This is a genomic window from Stenotrophomonas sp. YJH_SMC_82 (assembly GCF_059368875.1).
This window is the reverse complement of the sequence record NZ_JCAFSE010000002.1, coordinates 910,561-929,159: the sequence shown is the minus strand read 5'-3', so window position 1 is coordinate 929,159 and position 18,599 is coordinate 910,561. Positions and strand designations below refer to the sequence as shown.

Here is an 18,599-nt window from a genome sequence, read left to right as displayed (position 1 = left end):
GTAGTGCCGGCCGCTGGCCGGCAACCTCATGATGCTGCGGATGTCATCGGGAATGCCGGCCAGCGGCCGGCACTACCGATGCTTCGGTGCCGACCAACGCTCGGCACCCACCGGAATGCCGGTTTGGTGGGTGCCGACCGTTGGTCGGCACACCTCAGCCGGTCAATGCGAGCGCTGCACCGCGTAGCGGGCCAGGCCGCGCAGGGCGGCCACGGCATCGTTGTCGCCCAGGCCGTCGAGCGCGCGCTCGGCGGCTGCGGCATATTCCTCGGCACGCGCGCGGCTGTACTCCAGGCCGCCGGTGGCACGGATCGCGGCCAGCACTTCCGGCATCGCCGAGGCGTCACCGTCCTGCACGATGGTGCGCAGGCGCTCGCGGGTGATGTCGTCGGAGTGGGCCATCGCGTGGATCAGCGGCAGCGTGGCCTTGCCCTCGGCGAGGTCGTCGCCCAGGTTCTTGCCCAGCTCCTCGGCGTTGGCCGAGTAGTCCAGCACGTCGTCGGCGATCTGGAACGCGTAGCCCAGGTGCATGCCGTAGTCGAACAGGGCCTGCTGGGTCGCTTCATCCACGCCGCTGGCCAGCGCGCCCAGGCGGGTGCCGGCGGCGAACAGCACCGCGGTCTTGCGCTCGATCACGCGCAGGTAGGCGGCTTCGTCGGTGTCCGGGTTGTGTACGTGCAGCAGCTGCAGCACTTCACCCTCGGCGATGCGGTTGGTGGCGTCAGCCAGGATCTGCATCACCGGCATGCGCTCCAGCTCGACCATCAGCTGGAAGCTGCGCGAGTACAGGAAGTCGCCGACCAGCACGCTGGGTGCGTTGCCCCACAGTGCGTTGGCGGTGCTGCGGCCACGGCGCAGGCTGGATTCGTCCACCACGTCGTCGTGCAGCAGGGTGGAGGTGTGGATGAACTCGATGATCGCCGCCAGCTGGTGGTGCTCCGGGCCAGCCTGGCCGACCGCATGGCCGGCCAGCATCACCAGCATCGGGCGCAGGCGTTTGCCGCCGGCGGAAATGATGTGGTCAGCGATCTGGTTGATCAGCACGACGTCCGAGGACAGCCGGCGCCGGATCAGGGCGTCGACGGCGGCCATGTCGGCCGCGGCAAGCGACTGGATCTGGGGCAGGCCCAGGGCGGGACGGGTGTCTTCGGTGATGGTCATGCGATCAGGCTTTCAGGCTCACCACCGATTATAGGCGCTGGCCGTGAATTCGGGCGCAAACCGGCCCGAGCGGCAATTCCAGCCCGGCCTGCGCGGCCCTCCGCGTGAATACGTATGCAGGTTGCGCCATGCCCGGGAGCCCGCCGCTAAGCTTGCCGGATCAGGATTTCGGCCCGCTGCCGGCGGGTCCCGCATGCCCGGAGGGGGGCTGTCGATGTCGCACTATCCATGGTGGCGCGGAGCCGTCATCTACCAGATCTACCCGCGCAGTTACCTCGATGCCAACGGCGATGGCGTGGGCGATCTGCCCGGCATCATCCAGCGCCTGGACCACATTGCCGCGCTGGGCGTGGATGCGATCTGGATCTCGCCGTTCTTCAGGTCGCCGATGGCCGACTTCGGCTACGACATCGCCGATTACCGCGATGTCGACCCGCTGTTCGGCAGCCTGGACGACTTTGACCGCCTGTTGGCCAAGGCCCACGGCCTGGGCCTGAAGGTGATGATCGACCAGGTGCTGAGCCACACCTCGATCGAGCATGCGTGGTTCCGTGAGAGCCGCCAGGACCGCAGCAATCCGAAGGCCGACTGGTACGTCTGGGCCGACCCGCGCGAGGATGGCACCCCGCCCAACAACTGGCTGTCGCTGTTCGGCGGCTGCGCCTGGCAGTGGGAGCCGCGCCGTGAGCAGTACTACCTGCACAACTTCCTGGTCGACCAGCCGGACCTGAATTTCCATCACCCGGACGTGCAGCAGGCGACCCTGGACAACGTGCGCTTCTGGCTCGACCGCGGCGTGGATGGCTTCCGCCTGGATGCGATCAACTTCTGCTTCCACGACGCACAGTTGCGTGACAACCCGGCCAAGCCCGCCGACAAGCGGGTGGGGCGCGGCTTCAGCCCGGACAACCCGTACGCCTACCAGTACCACTACTACAACAACACGCAGCCGGAGAACCTGCCGTTCCTGGAGCGCCTGCGCGCGCTGCTGGACGAATACCCGGGGGCGGTCAGCCTGGGCGAGATCTCTTCGGAAGACTCGCTGGCCACCACGGCCGAGTACACCCGCGATGGCCGCCTGCACATGGGCTACAGCTTCGAGCTGCTGGTGGACGACTACAGTGCGGCCTACATCCGCGATACGGTCTCGCGCCTGGAAGCAGCGATGACCGAAGGCTGGCCGTGCTGGGCGGTGTCCAACCACGATGTGGAGCGCGCGGTCAGCCGCTGGGGCGGCCACCCCGCCGACCCGCGCCTGGCGCGGATGCTGGTGGCGATGCTGTGCTCGCTGCGCGGTTCGGTCTGCCTGTACCAGGGCGAGGAGCTGGGCCTGGCCGAGGCCGAGGTGCCGTTCGAGGCCCTGCAGGACCCCTATGGCATCACCTTCTGGCCGAATTTCAAGGGCCGTGACGGCTGCCGTACCCCGCTGCCGTGGACCGATGCACCGCTGGCCGGCTTCACCACTGGCCAGCCCTGGCTGCCGATCCCGGCCGAACACCGGGCCGCGGCGGTCGCCGTGCAGGAGCGCGACCCGCATTCGGTGCTGGCGGCGTTCCGCGCGTTTCTGGCCTGGCGGCATACCCAGCCGGCCCTCCTGCATGGCAGCATCAGATTTCTTGAAAGCGCCGAGCCCGTGCTGCTGTTCGAGCGTATGCTTGCAGATGAAACCCTCCTGCTGGCCTTCAACCTGTCGGCCGAAGCGGTGAGCCATCCGCTGCCGCCGGGCAACTGGCAGCAGGTGGTGGTACCGGGCCCGGATGCGGGCACGGTGCAGGGCAATGAACTCCAGCTGCCGCCACGCGCGGTGTATTGCGCCCGACGCAGCTGACCGTTTTCTCCGGTGGCGGTACTTGCGGGGACGGGGCCGAAGCGCCCCGTCCCTTTTTTGTGGGTGGGCCTTGCCGACCAGCGGCCGGCATCCGCGCAAAGGAAAACCCGCTGCCTGCGCAGCGGGTTTCCGGTCCTGCTCCCTGTTTTCTGTTGCCGGCCAGCGGCCGGCACTACCGGGTCGGGGCTGCCGGGCAGGGCCCGGCGCTGCCTCAGAACTTGTAGTTCACGCCCAGCATGTAGGTGCGGCCCCATTCGATGTACTCCAGCGGGCGGTCCTTGCTGCCGGCGTAGGTGCGGTACGGCTCGTTGGTCAGGTTGCTGCCCTGCAGCAGCAGGGTCAGGCCACGCAGGGCGCTGCTGTCGCTGAAGGTGTAGCTGACCTGCGCATCGGTCACGTTTTCGCCGACGACATAGCGCAGGCTGCGGTTGCCGTTGAAGTTGCCGATCTCACCGATGAAGTCCGACCGGCGGCGCTGGCTGACGCGTGCTTCAAAACCGCTGCGCTCGTAATAGGCAGTGAAGTTGTACACGCGCTTGGACAGGCCTGGCAGGCTGATCGGGTCGCTGCCGACGCTGGACGCGCTTTCCGGGTCCAGGATGGTGATGTCGCTCTTGTTGAAGGTCGCGCTGGCCTGCACGCCGAAGCCACGCAGGCTGTCGGTCAGCATCTCCAGCGGGAACGATGCGGTCAGCTCCAGGCCCTTCAGCGTGCCGCCCTTGCCGTTCTGCGGCGCGGAGAAGGTGCCGGTGGTCAGCACCGGCGCGGTCATGCCCGGCGGCGGCACGTAGCTGCCCAGCAGCGCGGTGAAGTCGTAGTTGTCCACCGATTGGGTATAGACGTAGCTCTTCAGGTCCTTGTAGAAGATCGCGGCAGCCACGTAGGCCTTCTCGCCGAAGTACTTCTCATAGGACAGGTCCAGCGCGGTGGCGCGCCACGGATCCAGCAGCGGATTGCCACCACTGCCGCCCGGCCGGCCGGTGCCGGTATCCACGCCGAACTCCAGGCCGGCGCGCATCTGGTCCACGCGCGGGCGCGCGACCTGCTTGGCGGCGGCGAAGCGCAGCGTCTGCTGGTGGGGGAACATGAAGGCCAGGTTCAAGCTCGGCAGCCAGTCGTTGTAAGTGCGGCCGTTCGAATACGGCTGCACGTTGTTGCCGGCTGACTGCGAGCTGTCCCAGTAGCGCGAATCCGAGCTCTGGTCGGTGTGCTGCATCTGCACGCCGATGTTGCCGCGCACGCCCACTTCACCGATGTCGGTGTTGATGTTCAGGCGCGCCCAGGCGGTGGTGATCTTCTCTTCGACCGTCCACGACTTGGGGATCAGGTAGTCCAGGTTGTCGACCGGGTTGAAGGTCATGTAACGACCCACAGCGGCCGGTACGTTCCAGGCCGGGATGGTGCCGAGGCCGGCGAAGCCCAGGTCCACCGGACGGTACTGCAGGTCCGAGGCGATGTTGGCATCGCCCTGTGCGCCGAGCAGGATGTTGCCTTCGGACTGGGTCTTCACCTTGCGGCGGTCGGCATAGTTCACGCCGATGTCGATGTCCGGTGCCCACGAGGCGATGGCATCAGGAAGGGCGATGGTGGCAGCCAGCTTGCCGCCCTTCAGGCGGTCTTCCACCTGCGGCACCTTGCCGTAGCCGGAGCCGTAGATCGTGTTGGTCAGGAACAGCGCATCGGGGTTGGAGTAGTTCAGGCCCGGGGTGATCTGCGAGAAGCCGTCCTGGCGGATCGACACGCCGACCGTATCCAGTTGCGGCATCGGGGTCAGCTGCAGGTTGTTTTCCAGGTTCAGCTCGTCGCGCGTGGCCTTGGAGTAGTTCAGGTCGGCGACCAGCTTGACGCCGCCGAAGTTGAACTCGTTGTTCCAGCCGAACGCATCGATCTTGTCCTTGCGCTTGTTGTACATGCCGCGCACCAGCGGATACACGCCGCTGGCGGTGCCACCGGTGAAGGAGCCGTTGGCATTGATCTGCGGGTTGCTGATCAGCAGGCCAGGCGTATAGCCGCCGTTGTAGTTGCTCAGGTTGAGTTCGAACTGGTTGGCGGTGTCGATCTGCTCGGCTTCGGTGTGGAACGCGTCGAAGGTGCTGGTCCAGCTGTTGTTCGGCCGGAACTGGATCGTGGCCATCACACCGTCGCGCTTGTTGTTGCCGGTACGGCGCAGTGCCTTGATGCCATCGGAGAAGTAGGTGCCGGCACCCACGCCCGGGCGGTCGCCCTTGTCGGTATGCTCGGTGGTCCACGGCTCGTACAGGCCGACCTGGTTTTCCTGGATCGGCATGTCGCTGTGCGCATAGCCGATGGCGATGCCCAGGGTCTTGTCCAGGAACTGGTCGATGTAGCTGGCGCTGAAGCGGTTGCCGTACGGATCGGTGTTGGCGGCGCGGCCCAGCGAGCTCTTCTGGTAGCGGCCACTGACCGCGATCACGCGCTCGCCGAAGCTGAGCGGGCGCGCGGTCTGCATGTCGATGGTGCCTGACAGGCCCTGGCCGACCAGCGCCGCGTCCGGGGTCTTGTACACCGTCACGCCGTTGACCAGCTCGGACGGGTACTGGTCGAACTCGACGCCGCGGTTGTCGCCGGTGCTGACCACTTCGCGACCATTGAGCAGGGTGGTGGCGAAGTCCGGCGACAGGCCGCGCACGCTGATCACCTGCGCACGGCCGGCCACGCGCTGGGCGGCCAGGCCGGGCAGGCGCGAGATGGATTCGGCGATGCTGACGTCGGGCAGCTTGCCGATGTCTTCAGCGGAGATTGCCTCGACCACCGAGGTGGCGTCCTGCTTGACCGCGATCGCGCTCTCGATGCCGCGGCGGATGCCGGTGACCTGCACCGTATCCAGGTTGGTGGCGGCGGTGCCGGCCGGCGTGGTGGTGTTCTGCGTGGACTGTGCCGACGCCAGCGTCGGCGCCAGGACAACGGCCAGCGCGATGCTCAGCGCGCTGCGCTTGTGGTTCAACATTTTCCCCTCCCAGGCAATGTTGCAGATCGATTTGTGAGCGTTCCGGCGGGGCCGTGAACGTGCGACGCGGTGGCCGCTGTCGTCGCCGCTATGGTAGGCAGCGCGTTCTTCGCGGGAATCACCCTGCATACGTATTCAATGGCGTCTGCAGGGTTGTAATCGCTTTCAGGTGCCTTGTTCGGTAGAGCCGAGCCCATGCTCGGCTGCGTTTCGGTGCTACGCACCGCCGCCCGAGCATGGGCTCGGGCGCTACGGGAGCGCAGGTAGGAAAACGTTCAGTGGATGGGCGTGAAGCGAATGGCCTGCCCACCGCCCGGTGCCAGCACCAGCGTCAGTGCATCGGCACTGGTCACCTCGCGGGTTTCGCGTGCGAACGCGAACGGGTTGCTGCGGAAATCAGCGCCTTTACCATCGCGGTAGATCTCGGCGCGATAGCGCACGCCTGGCTCCAGGAAGCCCAGCGGTACCGGCAGCACGCGGCCGTGTTCGTCGGTGATGCTGCCGAGGAACCAGTCGCGGCTGTTGCGGTCGCGGCGCACGATCGTCACGTAGTCACCCACTTCGCCATCGAGCACGCGGCTCTGCTCCCAGTCCACCGCCACGTCCTCGATGAAACGGAACGCCTCGCGATGCTGCAGGTAGTGTTCGGGCAGGTCCGCGGCCATCTGGATCGGGCTGTACAGCACCACGTACAGGGCAAGCTGGCGGGCCAGCGTGCTGGGAATGGCCTGGCCGTGGCGGCCCTTCAGGCTGAGGATGCCGGGGGTGTAATCCATCGGCCCGGCCAGCATGCGGGTGAACACCAGGTTGACCTCGTGCTCGGGCGGGTTCGGTGGCTGGCCCCAGGCGTTGTACTCCATGCCGCGCGCGCCTTCGCGTGAGATCCAGTTGGGATAGGTGCGGCGCAGGCCGGTATCCTTTATCGGCTCATGCGGGTTGACCGACAGGTGCCGGCGCGCGGCTTCCTGCACCACCTTCAGGTGGTGGCGGGCCATGAACTGCCCGTCGTGCCACTCGCGCCACAGTGGGCCCCCGGCCGGATTGCGGCGGTCGACCTGGCCGTCGTCGCAGACGTAGCCCGTCTTGAACTGGTCCACGCCCAGCCGTGCATACAGGTCCAGCGCGGCACCCAGCTGGTCCTCGTAGTGCTCGATGGCGCAGCCGGTTTCATGATGGCCGATCAGGTGCACGCCCTTCTTCAGGCCATACGCCGTCAGCGCTTCAATGTCGAAATCAGGCGTGGCGCGGGTGAAATCGAAGTCGTAGCCATTGCCCACCCACATGCCATCCCAGCCCGGGTTCCAGCCTTCCACCAGCACGCCGCGGAAGCCGTGCGCGGCCGCGAAGTCGATCACCTTCCTGGTCTTGGCGGTGGTGGCCGCGTGCTTCGGTCCGGTTGCCCAGCTCTCGTTGTCCAGGTGCATCGACCACCACACGCCCAGGTACTTGGCCGGCTTCACCCAGCTCACATCGCCCAGCGCGTTGGGTTCATTGAGGTTGAGGATCAGGTCCGATTCGACCAGGCCACCGGCACGATCGGCGATCTGCAGCGTGCGCCACGGCGTGGCGAAGGGCAGGGTGCGGCGTACCTTCCAGCCTTCGGCCGAAGGCGACAGCTGCGCGCGCAGGCGCTGCCCCTCGGTGCGCCGCAGCCACATGCCGGCATAGTCCACCAGCGCGGCCTCGTGGATCGCCAGATGCAGGCCATCGCGGCTGCGCAGGGTCATCGGCGTATGCACCAGCGGCACTTCGCGCAGCGGCGTGCGCTGATACAGGTATTCGTAGTGGATCGGTTCGCCGGCAGGAATCCACCAGGCGGTTGATTCGGGCGCGATGGCGAACTCGGTCAGTTCGTCATCGATGATGGCTTCGCGCAGGTTCGGTTGTTCAGGGAACACATAGCGGAAGCCAAGGCCATCATCGTAGACGCGGAACACCACATCCAGCCGCCGCTTGCTGCCGGTGGTTTCAGCCAACTGCACGGTCAGCTCGTTGAAGTGGTTGCGGGTGAGCCGGCGCTCGCCCCACGGCTGCTCCCAGGTGTCATCGACGCTGCGCCGCTGCTGGCCAAGCAGGGCGAAATCGCGATCCAGGCGGCCGTCGCGCAGCGCGAAGCCGAGCTTCGAATCCTCCACCACGGTGTCGCCGAGGCGCTCGACACGGTAACGCGCGGTGCCGCCGTCCAGCACCAGGCTGACCTTGAGCACCTTGCCCGGTGATTCGACACTGGCGACCTGCGGGGCCGCGTATGCCAGCGAGGCCGCGCCCAGCAGGGCCAGGCCGAACAGGTGCGCGAACACCGTGCGTACAGCAATGGGTGACATCGGCATGGCCCCTCCCAAGGCACCGTTGGCCGATCCGGACCATAAGCCAGCGGGGCAGGCGTGCTGCCGCGCGATGCCATGAATACGTATGCAACTGGACGCAGCCGACAGCCCCGCGTCTACCATGGGACCAAGGCACCTTGAGGGAGGGGCCGCGCCCGCCGACCGGCAACGGTGTTGCGGACCTACAACGCGTGCAGAGAGGGAGGGAGGCCGACGGGCGCAAGCCGGTCCGCCGCTTCGATGCTGAAGATCATTTGCCTGACCGCTGCCCTGGGGGCAGCGCTGGGGTCGACCGCGCAGGCGGCCGACCTGCAATTCGACGGCCGCCATGCGCGTGCCGAAGCCGCTGCCAAGGGCAGCTTCGTGCTGCATGCGCGCACACCGGAAGGGCGCGGCGAGGTGCGCATCGCGCCCATGCCGATGCGCAGCCAGACCGGCAGCGTGATGTTCGATGCGTTGTTCGCGCTGGCCCAGCAGGAGCTGGACCAGGACCGCGTGGATGCGATCCGCGATCCGGCGTTCGACGAGGGCCGGCCGGTGCCGTGCGAATGCTTCCAGACCGGTGCGCGCTGGCCCTATGTCTGGACCCGCGATGTCAGCTTCGCCGCCGATCTGGCGCTGGCGCGGCTGGATCCGCAGCGCACCCGGCAATCGTTGCAGTTCAAGCTGTCGGCGGCCCGCGATGGGCATACCTCCGGCCTGTTCGTCGCACAGGACACCGGTTCCGGCGGCAGCTGGCCGATCAGCAGCGACCGCGTGGTGTGGTTCCTGGCCGCACGCCATCTGCTGGACGATCGCGCATTTGCCGATCAGGTCTGGCAGGCGCTGCAGGGCACGCTGGCACAGGACCGCGCGATGGTATTCGACATGCAGATGGGCCTGTACCGTGGCGAGACCTCGTTCCTGGACTGGCGCGAGCAGACCTATCCGGACTGGACCCGCGAGGATGTGCGCTTCATCGGTGATTCCTACGCCCTGTCCACCAACGTGCTGCACTACCAGGCGCTGCGCCTGGCCGAACGCCTGGCCGACCAGCGCGGGGATGCGCGCGCGGCCGAGTACAAGGCATGGGCCGATGCGTTGGCACGGCAGATCGATACGCGCTTCTGGCGCGAGGATACCGGCCAGTACATGAGCTACATCGGCGAAGCCGCACACCCGGTGCCGTACGCCAAGATCGATCTGCTCGGCCTGTCGCTGGGCATCCTGGCTGAAGTGCTGCCGCCCGAGCGCGCGCGTCGCGCGCTGGCCACCTACCCGATGGGGCCGGCCGGCAGCCCGGTGGTCTGGCCACAGGAAGCGCAGCAGCCGATCTACCACAACCGCGCCATCTGGCCGTTTGTCAGCGCCTACTCGCTGCGTGCGGCGCGGCAACTGGATGATGCGCCGCGCATCGCTGCCGAAATCCGCTCGCTGATGCGCGGTGCCGCGCTGGCCGGCTCCAACATGGAGAACTACGAGCTGGTGACCCAGGCGGTGCACGTGGACGAAGGGGAGCTCAGCGGCCCGGTGGTCAATTCCGAACGCCAGTTGTGGTCGGTGGCCGGCTACCTGTCGATGGTGATCGAGGGGGTGTTCGGCGTGCAGGACGATGGTCGCGTGCAGCCCAAGCTGCCGGCCGTGCTGGTGCCCGAATTGTTCGGCAAGCAACGCCGCATCTCCCTGGAGGCCAACGGCAAGCGTTATGTGCTGGAGCGGCCGAAGCAGGTGGGTGATGGCCTGCTGGTGGCGGGCAAGGTCACCACGCGCGGTGCCACCACCACCGTGCAGCTGGTGCCTACCGCAGCAGCCACGCGCAGTGACACGACCACCGCCGATGCCAACGCGCGTGCACCTGCTGCACCGGCCGCGCCGCAGGCACGCCGCAATGGCAAGGGCTGGACCGTCGCGGTCGCCGCCGGCCAGGTGCTGTGGCAGGACGGTCGGGCGGTCACGGCCGACAACGGACTGGCACGCATCGGCGACGATGGCCTGCAGCATTGCCTCAGCCTGACCGCCCGCGAAGGGGCGCTGGAGTCGCTGCACAGCCCGATGCTCTGCATCGGTCCGCAGCAGCAGCTGAAGGGTGCAAAGCGCTGGCAGTTCACCTCGGCCAAGGCCGGGCAGGTGCGCTTGCGCCTGCAGTACCGCAACCCGAACGGGCCGATCAACACCGGCGTTACCGCTGCGGTGAAGCAGCTGGTGCTGCAGTGCCCGGGCCAGCCGTTGCAGCGGCACACCGTCACCCTGCCGCACAGCGTGGCCGTGCAGGACTCGACCTCGGCGACATTCACGGTGCCCAAGGGCCGATGCACGGTCACGCTTGAAGAAGGCTTCAACATGAGTGCGCTGCAGCACTTCGCGCACTACACCGGGGGCAAGGGCGGACGCGATGGCGTGCTCAACCAGGCCCAGGTGCAGGCGCTGATGGTGGCGCCGGTGGCCGCGGCAGAGGGCGCACGATGAATCGTACCGCCAAGCCGCAGCTGTCGTTCTGGCAGATCTGGAACATGTGTTTCGGCTTCCTGGGCATCCAGTTCGGCTTCGCCCTGCAGAACGCCAATGCCAGCCGCATCTTCGAGACGCTGGGCGCGGACATCGACGCGGTGCCCGGGCTGTGGATCGCCGCGCCGCTGACCGGCCTGCTGGTGCAGCCGGTGATCGGTTACCTGTCCGACCGCACCTGGACGCGCTGGGGGCGCCGCCGTCCTTATTTCATGATCGGAGCGGTGCTGACCACGCTGGCGCTGCTGGTGATGCCGAACTCGCCGACGTTGTGGATCGCCGCCGGCACGCTGTGGGTACTCGATGCTTCGATCAACGTGTCGATGGAGCCGTTCCGCGCCTTCGTCGGCGACCAGCTGGCGCCGCGCCAGCGTCCGGCCGGTTATGCCATGCAGAGCTTCTTCATCGGCGTGGGCGCCATCGTCGCCAGCTTCCTGCCGTTCATCCTGGCCCACTTCGGGGTCGCCAATACGGCCGCCGCAGGTGAGGTGCCTGATACCGTGCGCTATGCGTTCTACTTCGGCGCGGTGGTGCTGTTGGCGGCAATCACCTGGACGGTGGTCAGCACCCGCGAATACTCACCGGCGGAGCTGGCCGGTTTCGATGACGCCGAACCTCCGGCACGTCACGCAGCAGCGCCGATCAGCGGCCCGGCGCCCTGGGTGCAGGTGGCCGGATGGCTGGGGCTGGGCGTACTGCTGGCGCTGCTGATCACCTGGCGGCAGGGCGACCGGATGCTGTACGTGCTGGCCGGCCTGTGTGCCGGCTATGGCCTGCTGCTGGCGCTCGCGCGTACGCTGCCGGCCACGCACATGCTGGCCGCCATCGTCGGCGACCTGCGCGCGATGCCGGTCACCATGCGTCGCCTGGCGTGGGTACAGTTCTTCTCGTGGTTCGCGCTGTTTGCGATGTGGATCTACACCACCGCCGCGGTGGCTGGCGCCCACTTCGGTTCGACTGAACCAGAGTCGGCGGCCTACAACGAGGGCGCCAACTGGGTGGGCGTGCTGTTTGGCGCCTACAACGGGTTCGCCGCGTTGGCGGCGGTGCTGATTCCACTCATGGTGCGTGCGATCGGCCTGCGCTGGAGCCACCTGGTCAACCTGTGGCTGGGCGGTGCCGGCCTGGTCTCGCTGATGTTCATCCGCGACCCGCACTGGCTGCTGCTGTCGATGGTCGGCGTCGGTTTCGCCTGGGCGTCCATCCTCTCGCTGCCGTATGCAATGCTGTCCGACAGCGTGCCGGCATCGAAGATGGGCGTGTACATGGGCATCTTCAATTTCTTCATCGTGATCCCGCAGCTGGTGGCGGCCAGTGCACTCGGCTTCGCCCTGCGCACGTTGCTGGGCGGCCAGCCGATGCATGTGCTGGTGCTGGGCGGCTGCAGCCTGTTCATTGCCGGCCTGTGCGTGTTGTGGGTTCCGTCCCGTCCGGAGGTGGTGTGATGCGTGCTGCGTTGTCTGTTGCTGTTTCCTTGATGCTGCTGGCCGGCCATGCGGCGGCCGCGCCGCGCCCGGACTATGTGGGCACCACCGAACCGTTCGCCAGCGATGCGGTGTACTTCGTGGTCACCGACCGCTTCGTCAACGGTGATCCGTCCAACGATCACCGTGACCAGGGCGGCGTGCACCGCACCTTCGATATTCCGGTGCCATGCCCGGACAAGGTGGACGGCAACATCGGCTATCTCGGCGGCGACTTCCGCGGCGTGCTCGACAATGCGCAGTACATCCGCAACCTCGGCTTCGGCGCGGTGTGGATCACGCCCATCGTCGACAACCCGGACGAGGCCTTTACCGGCAGCAAGCCGATCAGCTGCACCAGCACGCTGACCGACCGCGGCAAGACCGGCTACCACGGGTACTGGGGCATCAACTTCTACAAGCTCGATGAGCACCTGCCCAGCAAAGACCTGGATTTCGCCGGGCTGACCAAGGGCCTGCACGGTGCCGGCTTGAAGGTGGTGCTGGACATCGTAGGCAACCACGGTTCGCCGGCCTGGACCATGCCGACACGGCAGCCGCAGTTCGGGCAGATCTTCGACAAGGACGGAAAACTGATCGCCGACCACCAGAACCTGCCGCCGCAGGAACTGGATCCGAAGCACAACCCGCTGCACGCGTTCTACAACAGCATTGGACCGGTCGACAGCAAGGACGGCTCGATCTTCGATGGCAACCTTGCCGAGCTGTCCGACTTCAACCAGGACAATCCGGCGGTGATGGACTACCTGGTCGGTGCTTACCTGCAATGGGCCGCTCAGGGCGTGGATGCGCTGCGCATCGACACCATCGGCTGGTTGCCGCACCCGTGGTGGCATGCCTTCGTCAAGCGTATCCGCGCCGAGCACCCGGGCATGTTCATGTTCGGCGAAGCGTTCGATTACGATGCCGCGCGCATTGCAGAGCACACCTGGCCGGCCAACGCCAACGTCAGCGTGCTCGACTTCCCGTTGCGCGGTGCGCTGGAGCAGGCGTTCGGCACCGCCGGCAAGGGCTTTGAAACCCTGGCCGAGCCGCTGCACCTGAGGGGGGGGCCGTATGCCAACCCGTACGAGCTGATGAGCTTCTACGACAACCACGACATGCCGCGCCTGCAGGCCAGTGACAACGGCTTCATCGATGCGCACAACTGGCTGTTCACCGCGCGCGGCATTCCGGTGGTCTATTACGGCTCGGAGACGGGCTTCATGCGTGGCCGTGCCGAGCATGCCGGCAATCGCGCTTACTTCGGCCAGCCGCGTGTGGATGCTGCGCCGAAGAGTCCGATCTTCGCGCCGCTGCAGCGTATCGCCCGGCTGCGCGCAGCCACTCCGGCGCTGCAGCGCGGCCTGCAGGTGAACGAGCGCCTGCAGGGTGATGAGGCGGTGTTCTTCCGCGTGCTGCAGCATGGCGAGGTGGCGCAGACCGCGCTGGTGCTGCTGAACAAGGGCGACAGTGCGAAGACCTTCACCGTGGCGCGGTACGTCCAGGCGGGCCGCTGGCGTGATGCGCTGGACGGCGGTTCGTTGCAGGTGGATGCTTCCCTGAAGGCCGAAGTGCCGGCGCACGGGGTGAAGGTGTACGTGCTCGATGCCGCCGTGCAGCAGCCGGCGCTGCAGGCCGAGCTGGACAAGGCGATGGCCGACCAGCGGGCGCGGGACGTGCGTCTGGGGCGGTAGTGCCGGCCGCTGGCCGGCAACCCATGAATCCATGGCACCTTCAGGTGCCGGCCAGCGGCCGGCACTACCGGGGTGACCATATCCGGCACAATAGGCCCCCCCTCACGCCCCGCCGTATCGCCATGACCGACCTCGCCCCGCAGACCCCGATCGAAACCCTGCTGAAGGCGGCGATGGACGGGTCGGTGCCGATCCGCGCCTTCATGGAGGCCTTCGTCGCCTCCGAGGTGGTACTGCTGACCGGCAGCCTGGTGACCCCCGATGGCAGCGGCTTCGACCCGCTGCTGTTCGACAAGCAGGGCACCCTGCACGTGGCCGTGTTCACCGATCCGTCGCGGGTGGGCATCTACAGCCAGCAGGCCGAACACCAGATCCGCTGGCGGATGCTGGACGTGCTGCGCCGCGTGCCGGGTGGCTACGGCGTGGTGATCAACCCGGGCACTTCGCTGGGCTTCGAGATCTCGCCCAGCGGCGTCGGCGAGATCCTGAAGGACTTCGCCCAGGGTTGATTGTCATGTAGAGCCAAGCCCATGCTCGGCTGCCGTTCGCGCAATGCCGGATCAGTCGAGCACGGCTCGATACTACAGAGAGCTTCCCTTCGGGCACCGTACGTGATCCCCTTTGGACTACATCGGGATCGAGGCACTCTCCATGGAATTCAGCGAATCACCCGCCGACGCACCGGCACGATCACGCCATTCCCGCTCCGCACTGGTCTTCCTGTTCGCGGCCATCGTCGCCGCACTGGTGTTCATGCCTGTTCTGCGTGCGGTGGGCATGGTGCTGTGGCCGGTGTTCGCCATTGCCTGGCTGATCAACCTGGGGGCGGCCTGGCATCTGGGCCAGTGGGCGCGCCAGCAGGGCCGTCCGGCGTGGGCATTCGGGTTGCCGGCGGTGCTTGGCACCGTCGCCTCGATCGTGGTCTTCGTGCTGCTGGCGTTGCTGGGGCCGAAGGCCCCGGTGCGCTGAACCTTCGCGGTTGTCGTGGACGGTGTGCGGGGCATGGCTCGGCACTACAGCAAGGCCAAGCCAAGCCCGCACGCGTCGCGCGGAGCACCGGCACATCGGCCGGCGCCCCGTTGCTTCACATCGTCACTTTGCGCCGGTTGTCATCGCTCACCCGGTCGATCAGCTTGTTGTAGGGATCGAAGCCTGCTTCGTCCGGCTTTTCATCCACCGTCACCGTGATCTTCGGCGCGGCGCTGGTGATGTGGTGGCGCTGCAGGTACAGCACCTTCTGGTCGCGTTCCTTGCCCGACGGCCCGGTGGCGAACACGCCGATCTCGACCCAGTCATCCATCTTCGCGTCGCTCTCCCTGCCCTTGCCATCGGCGTACTGCTTGGCGGCATGCAGGTCCAGGGTCACGTCGTAGCGGCCGTCAGCACGTTTGCGGGCGCTGGCGGCCATCACCCGGTTGTCGTAGAAGCTGATCTTCTCGAACAGGTCGGTGACCAGCTGCTGGCGGTCGGCCGGGGTCTCGGCGCGGATGTAGCCCAGCAGCTCGCGTGAGGTGGTGTACGGCGGCTGCTGGTAGCCCTTGTCCTGCAGGAAGCGCTTCAACGCACGGTTCAGCGCCTGCTCGCCGATTTCCTCGCGCAGGCGGTAGAACACCAGCGAACCCTTCTGGTAGTGGATGTACTGCTGGTTTTCCACGCGTTCCAGCGGCTGTTCCTCGATGGCTTCGCCACCGCGGCCGGACAGGTAGCCGTCCAGTTCGCGCTTGAGGAACTGGCGCATGTGCTGGCGGCCGTATTCCTGCTCCATCACCATCAAGGCCGAGTACTGCGACAGCGATTCGGACAGCACGGTCGCACCCTGCACGTTGGCGCCGATCACCTGGTGCGCCCACCACTGGTGCGCGATCTCGTGCGCGGTCACGTAGAACACGTAGTCCACCTTGTCCGGGTCGCGCAGGTCGGCGATGAAACCGATGGCCTCGGAATAGGGGATGGTGTTGGCGAACGACTGCGCGAAGCGGGCATAGCCCGGGAATTCGATGATGCGTACCTGGCGGTGCTGGTACGGGGTGAAGTTCGCCTCGTAATAGGCCAGCGACTTCTGCACCGCCTCGATCATCCGGTCCACGTTGTAGCCGTGCGCCGGATCGAAGTAGACCTCGATCGGGATGTCCTTGTACTTCGCCTTGCGCACCTCCCAGCGTGCCGATAGATAGGCATAGAAGTTCAGCATCGGCCGGTCCATGGCGTAGCTGAAGCAGCGCCGGCCGTTGACCGTGGTCTCGCGCTGCAGGTAGCCCGGGGCCAGCGCTACCTGGTCCGGTGCGGTGCAGACCGTGGTGCGGAAGTCGAGCCAGTCGGCATCATTGGCAATGTACGTGTTGGCACGCGCGGCGTCGTCCTCCAGCCTGGGCATGCGCCGCGGCTCACCCAGGCCGCGCTTGCGCCGCTCGTTGCGGTCGCTGATCTCGGCGCCCTCGTTGTAGCCGAACGAGGGCAGCACGCGGCTGTTGAAGAAGGTGCCGTTGTCCACGATGTTACTCGGCGCCAGCCCGGCGGTGATGCCGTTGGGTTTCTGCACCACCCGGAAATGCACGCTGCGGGTTTCGCCCGGCTGCAGCGGCTTCTGCAGGCGGTAGATGCGGTAGCCGAGATCGGCATCGTGCAACGACAGCGTCTGCCCACCCAGGTCGACGTCGACCAGCTGCTTGTCATCGCCTATCGAGACATGCACGTCCTGGATCGGCGTGGCATGGGTATTGCGCACCGTCCAGTTCGCATCGATCACCATCGACTGCGATTCCGGGAACAGGTCCACGCGGTTGTCCACCGCCACGATGCGCGGCTGCGGCTGGGTGCGGTACTTCGACAGCTCGCGCTCGTAGCGGGCCTGCAGGTCCAGCTGCTGGTCGGGCGAGATGAACTCGTTGCGGATATTGGTGCTCCAGTACAGCCAGCTGCCCACGCCGGCGAAGGCCAATGCCGCAAGTCCGGCGAAGACGCCGGTCGGGCCGCGCAGGCGGCGGCCGGCCAGGGCCAGGCGCTGGCGCAGGCCCTGGCTGACACCGCGCACCCAGAGCGCCGATGCCAGGCACATCAGGGTCAGCAGGAACAGCGCCCAGTAGCCCTGGAATGCCAGCTGCCCCGGCAGGAAGTGGCCGTAGCCGTTCATGTCCGAATAGGGAGCGTTGGGCCAGCCACCGAAGGTGTACAGGTTCTGCGTGTAGTCCAGCATGCCGAGCACGCCCTGGCCGATCATCACCACGATCAGCAGCGCGTAACCGACGAACTTGTTGTTGGTGAGCACCTGCAGCACCAGTGCCAGGCCTCCCATCAGGATGTAGATCACCGAGTCCAGCGCCAGGCTGCGCAGGTACAGCAGCGGCTCCAGGTGGGTGTAGCCCTTGACCAGCTGCACGCCCATCGCCGCCAGTGCACCGGCGGCCTGGAAGCAGATGATCACTGCCAGCAGTGCGGTGAACTTGGCCAGCAGCGGTACCCAGTTCGGCACCGGCATGGCATCGGTCACTTCGTTGATGCGCGCGCTGCGTTCCTTCCACACCAGCTCACCGGCGAAGAACAGCACGATGATCACCAGCAGCCAGCTGAAGGCCCCCTGCAGGCCCATGATCATCTGCGAGGTGACCGGCCAGATCGAGGTGCCGTACAGGGTCTGCCGGAACAGCGCGTTGGGCAGGAAATTGGCCAGGCCCAGCACCAGCAGCACGATGAACGGCACGCTGCGCAGGACGCCGCGCGTGTCGAAGCGCACCTGGCGCAGGAACTGTTGCCACGCGGTGGTCGCGCTGAATGCCGGTACCACGCGCGGCAACGGGGTGCGGTTGGGCCGGAGGGCGGCGGCGTCGGCAACCGGCTGCGCCTGCCGGCGGCCCCAGCGACGACGGCCGCTGCCGCTGCGCTCGGTGCGGAACAGGGCGAACGTGGCGGCGAACAGCAGCGCCGTCACGCCCAGCCACAGGGCACGGTTGGCCAGCAGGTAGCCCGCCAGGCCGGGAACGCCGCTGTTGTGCTCGGCGGTGGACCAGTAGCGGATGGTGCGCGACAGGGCGCGCATGCCCAAAGGCTCGCTGAGCACCGCCAGCCAGGTGTTGTCGATGTCGCGCAGCACCGCCGCGCTGGCGCCGAACAGGACCAGGTAGGCCACCAGCCCGATGTAGACCCACAGGATTGAACGCGTGACCGCTGCCAGCAGTGACAGCAGCGCGGTGGTGAACAACAGGTTGGGAATGACGATGACCGCAAAACTCCAGGCATAGCCCTGCCAGCTGATCGGCCCCATGCGCTCGGCGTCCACCCAGGGCATGAACGGTGCCAGCCAGAGCCCGAAAGCGACCAGCAGGTAGAACAGCAGGCCGGTAGCCAGGGCGGCGGCGATGCGGCCGGCCAGGTAATCGCGGCGTTGCACCGGGCTGGCGAAGATCAGCTCGGCGGTGCCCAGTTCGAAGTCACGCAGCAGCGCATTGCTGACGAACAGGGCGGTGACCAGCATGCCGAGCAGGGTGAAGATGCCCAGCATCTGCGCGATCACGGTGGGCGCGTTGCTGTGCACGTTGCCGCTGCCACCACCGATCTGTACGGCGTCGCTGGACGCAGCGGCGAAGGCGAGCAGGGCGAACAGCCCGGCCAGCAGCCACAGCAGCGGGGAACGCAGCTGCTCGCGCAGCTCGAAACGGAAGAAATCGAGGATCATGG

At 66.9% G+C, this 18,599-nt stretch carries 10 protein-coding genes; 6 read left to right on the top strand and 4 right to left on the bottom strand.

What is annotated here, in order from left to right:
- Positions 1–162 precede the first annotated feature (162 nt).
- Positions 163–1,161, bottom strand: coding sequence for a polyprenyl synthetase family protein (locus tag AC5P53_RS11980; protein WP_111205828.1), 999 nt, complete (start codon positions 1,159–1,161; stop codon positions 163–165).
- 214 nt (positions 1,162–1,375) lie between these two features.
- Between AC5P53_RS11980 and AC5P53_RS11975 the strand changes: the two genes are divergently transcribed.
- Positions 1,376–2,989 carry an alpha-glucosidase family protein gene (locus AC5P53_RS11975; RefSeq protein ID WP_032957799.1) on the top strand — a complete coding sequence of 538 codons (1,614 nt, stop codon included), beginning with the start codon at positions 1,376–1,378 and terminating at the stop codon, positions 2,987–2,989.
- Positions 2,990–3,200: 211 nt separating this feature from the next.
- Here AC5P53_RS11975 and AC5P53_RS11970 read toward each other — a convergent pair whose 3' ends face one another.
- The gene (locus AC5P53_RS11970) at positions 3,201–5,957 is read right to left on the bottom strand and encodes a TonB-dependent receptor (RefSeq protein ID WP_241887216.1); all 2,757 of its coding nucleotides are present in this window, start codon (positions 5,955–5,957) and stop codon (positions 3,201–3,203) included.
- 275 nt (positions 5,958–6,232) lie between these two features.
- Positions 6,233–8,281: a glycoside hydrolase family 97 protein gene (locus tag AC5P53_RS11965; RefSeq protein ID WP_241887217.1), complete on the bottom strand. Its 2,049-nt coding sequence runs from the start codon at positions 8,279–8,281 to the stop codon at positions 6,233–6,235.
- A 243-nt stretch (positions 8,282–8,524) separates the two neighbouring features.
- Here AC5P53_RS11965 and AC5P53_RS11960 point away from each other — a divergent pair, with 243 nt between their 5' ends.
- The 5 genes from AC5P53_RS11960 to AC5P53_RS11940 all read left to right on the top strand — a co-directional run bounded on the left by AC5P53_RS11960 (position 8,525) and on the right by AC5P53_RS11940 (position 14,897).
- Positions 8,525–10,729, top strand: coding sequence for a Six-hairpin glycosidase-like protein (locus AC5P53_RS11960; protein WP_241887218.1), 2,205 nt, complete (start codon positions 8,525–8,527; stop codon positions 10,727–10,729).
- The gene (locus AC5P53_RS11955) at positions 10,726–12,213 is read left to right on the top strand and encodes an MFS transporter (protein WP_495227388.1); all 1,488 of its coding nucleotides are present in this window, start codon (positions 10,726–10,728) and stop codon (positions 12,211–12,213) included. The genes AC5P53_RS11960 and AC5P53_RS11955 overlap by 4 nt, the downstream gene beginning before the upstream one ends.
- Entirely contained in the window at positions 12,213–13,928 is a 1,716-nt protein-coding gene (locus AC5P53_RS11950; protein WP_169411635.1) for an alpha-amylase family glycosyl hydrolase, read from the top strand. Before AC5P53_RS11955 ends, AC5P53_RS11950 begins: the two co-directional genes overlap by 1 nt.
- A gap of 122 nt (positions 13,929–14,050) precedes the next feature.
- On the top strand, positions 14,051–14,437 hold the full coding sequence (locus AC5P53_RS11945; RefSeq protein ID WP_032960680.1) for an SseB family protein: 387 nt from the start codon (positions 14,051–14,053) through the stop codon (positions 14,435–14,437).
- Between the two features lie 142 nt (positions 14,438–14,579).
- The gene (locus AC5P53_RS11940) at positions 14,580–14,897 is read left to right on the top strand and encodes a hypothetical protein (protein WP_111205859.1); all 318 of its coding nucleotides are present in this window, start codon (positions 14,580–14,582) and stop codon (positions 14,895–14,897) included.
- Between the two features lie 115 nt (positions 14,898–15,012).
- On the opposite strand, the gene AC5P53_RS11935 is transcribed toward AC5P53_RS11940, so the two are convergent.
- A complete protein-coding gene (locus AC5P53_RS11935; protein ID WP_241887219.1) occupies positions 15,013–18,597 on the bottom strand; it encodes an ABC transporter permease/M1 family aminopeptidase in 3,585 nt (1,194 codons plus the stop codon).
- Positions 18,598–18,599: the final 2 nt, after the last annotated feature.

What these genes read in the sequence shown, in the direction of transcription:
- AC5P53_RS11980 (WP_111205828.1), bottom strand. Translation starts at nt 1,161, where the DNA reads ATGACCATCACCGAAGACACCCGTCCCGCCCTGGGCCTGCCCCAGATC.
- AC5P53_RS11975 (WP_032957799.1), top strand. Translation starts at nt 1,376, where the DNA reads ATGTCGCACTATCCATGGTGGCGCGGAGCCGTCATCTACCAGATCTAC.
- AC5P53_RS11970 (WP_241887216.1), bottom strand. Translation starts at nt 5,957, where the DNA reads ATGTTGAACCACAAGCGCAGCGCGCTGAGCATCGCGCTGGCCGTTGTC.
- AC5P53_RS11965 (WP_241887217.1), bottom strand. Translation starts at nt 8,281, where the DNA reads ATGTCACCCATTGCTGTACGCACGGTGTTCGCGCACCTGTTCGGCCTG.
- AC5P53_RS11960 (WP_241887218.1), top strand. Translation starts at nt 8,525, where the DNA reads ATGCTGAAGATCATTTGCCTGACCGCTGCCCTGGGGGCAGCGCTGGGG.
- AC5P53_RS11955 (WP_495227388.1), top strand. Translation starts at nt 10,726, where the DNA reads ATGAATCGTACCGCCAAGCCGCAGCTGTCGTTCTGGCAGATCTGGAAC.
- AC5P53_RS11950 (WP_169411635.1), top strand. Translation starts at nt 12,213, where the DNA reads ATGCGTGCTGCGTTGTCTGTTGCTGTTTCCTTGATGCTGCTGGCCGGC.
- AC5P53_RS11945 (WP_032960680.1), top strand. Translation starts at nt 14,051, where the DNA reads ATGACCGACCTCGCCCCGCAGACCCCGATCGAAACCCTGCTGAAGGCG.
- AC5P53_RS11940 (WP_111205859.1), top strand. Translation starts at nt 14,580, where the DNA reads ATGGAATTCAGCGAATCACCCGCCGACGCACCGGCACGATCACGCCAT.
- AC5P53_RS11935 (WP_241887219.1), bottom strand. Translation starts at nt 18,597, where the DNA reads ATGATCCTCGATTTCTTCCGTTTCGAGCTGCGCGAGCAGCTGCGTTCC.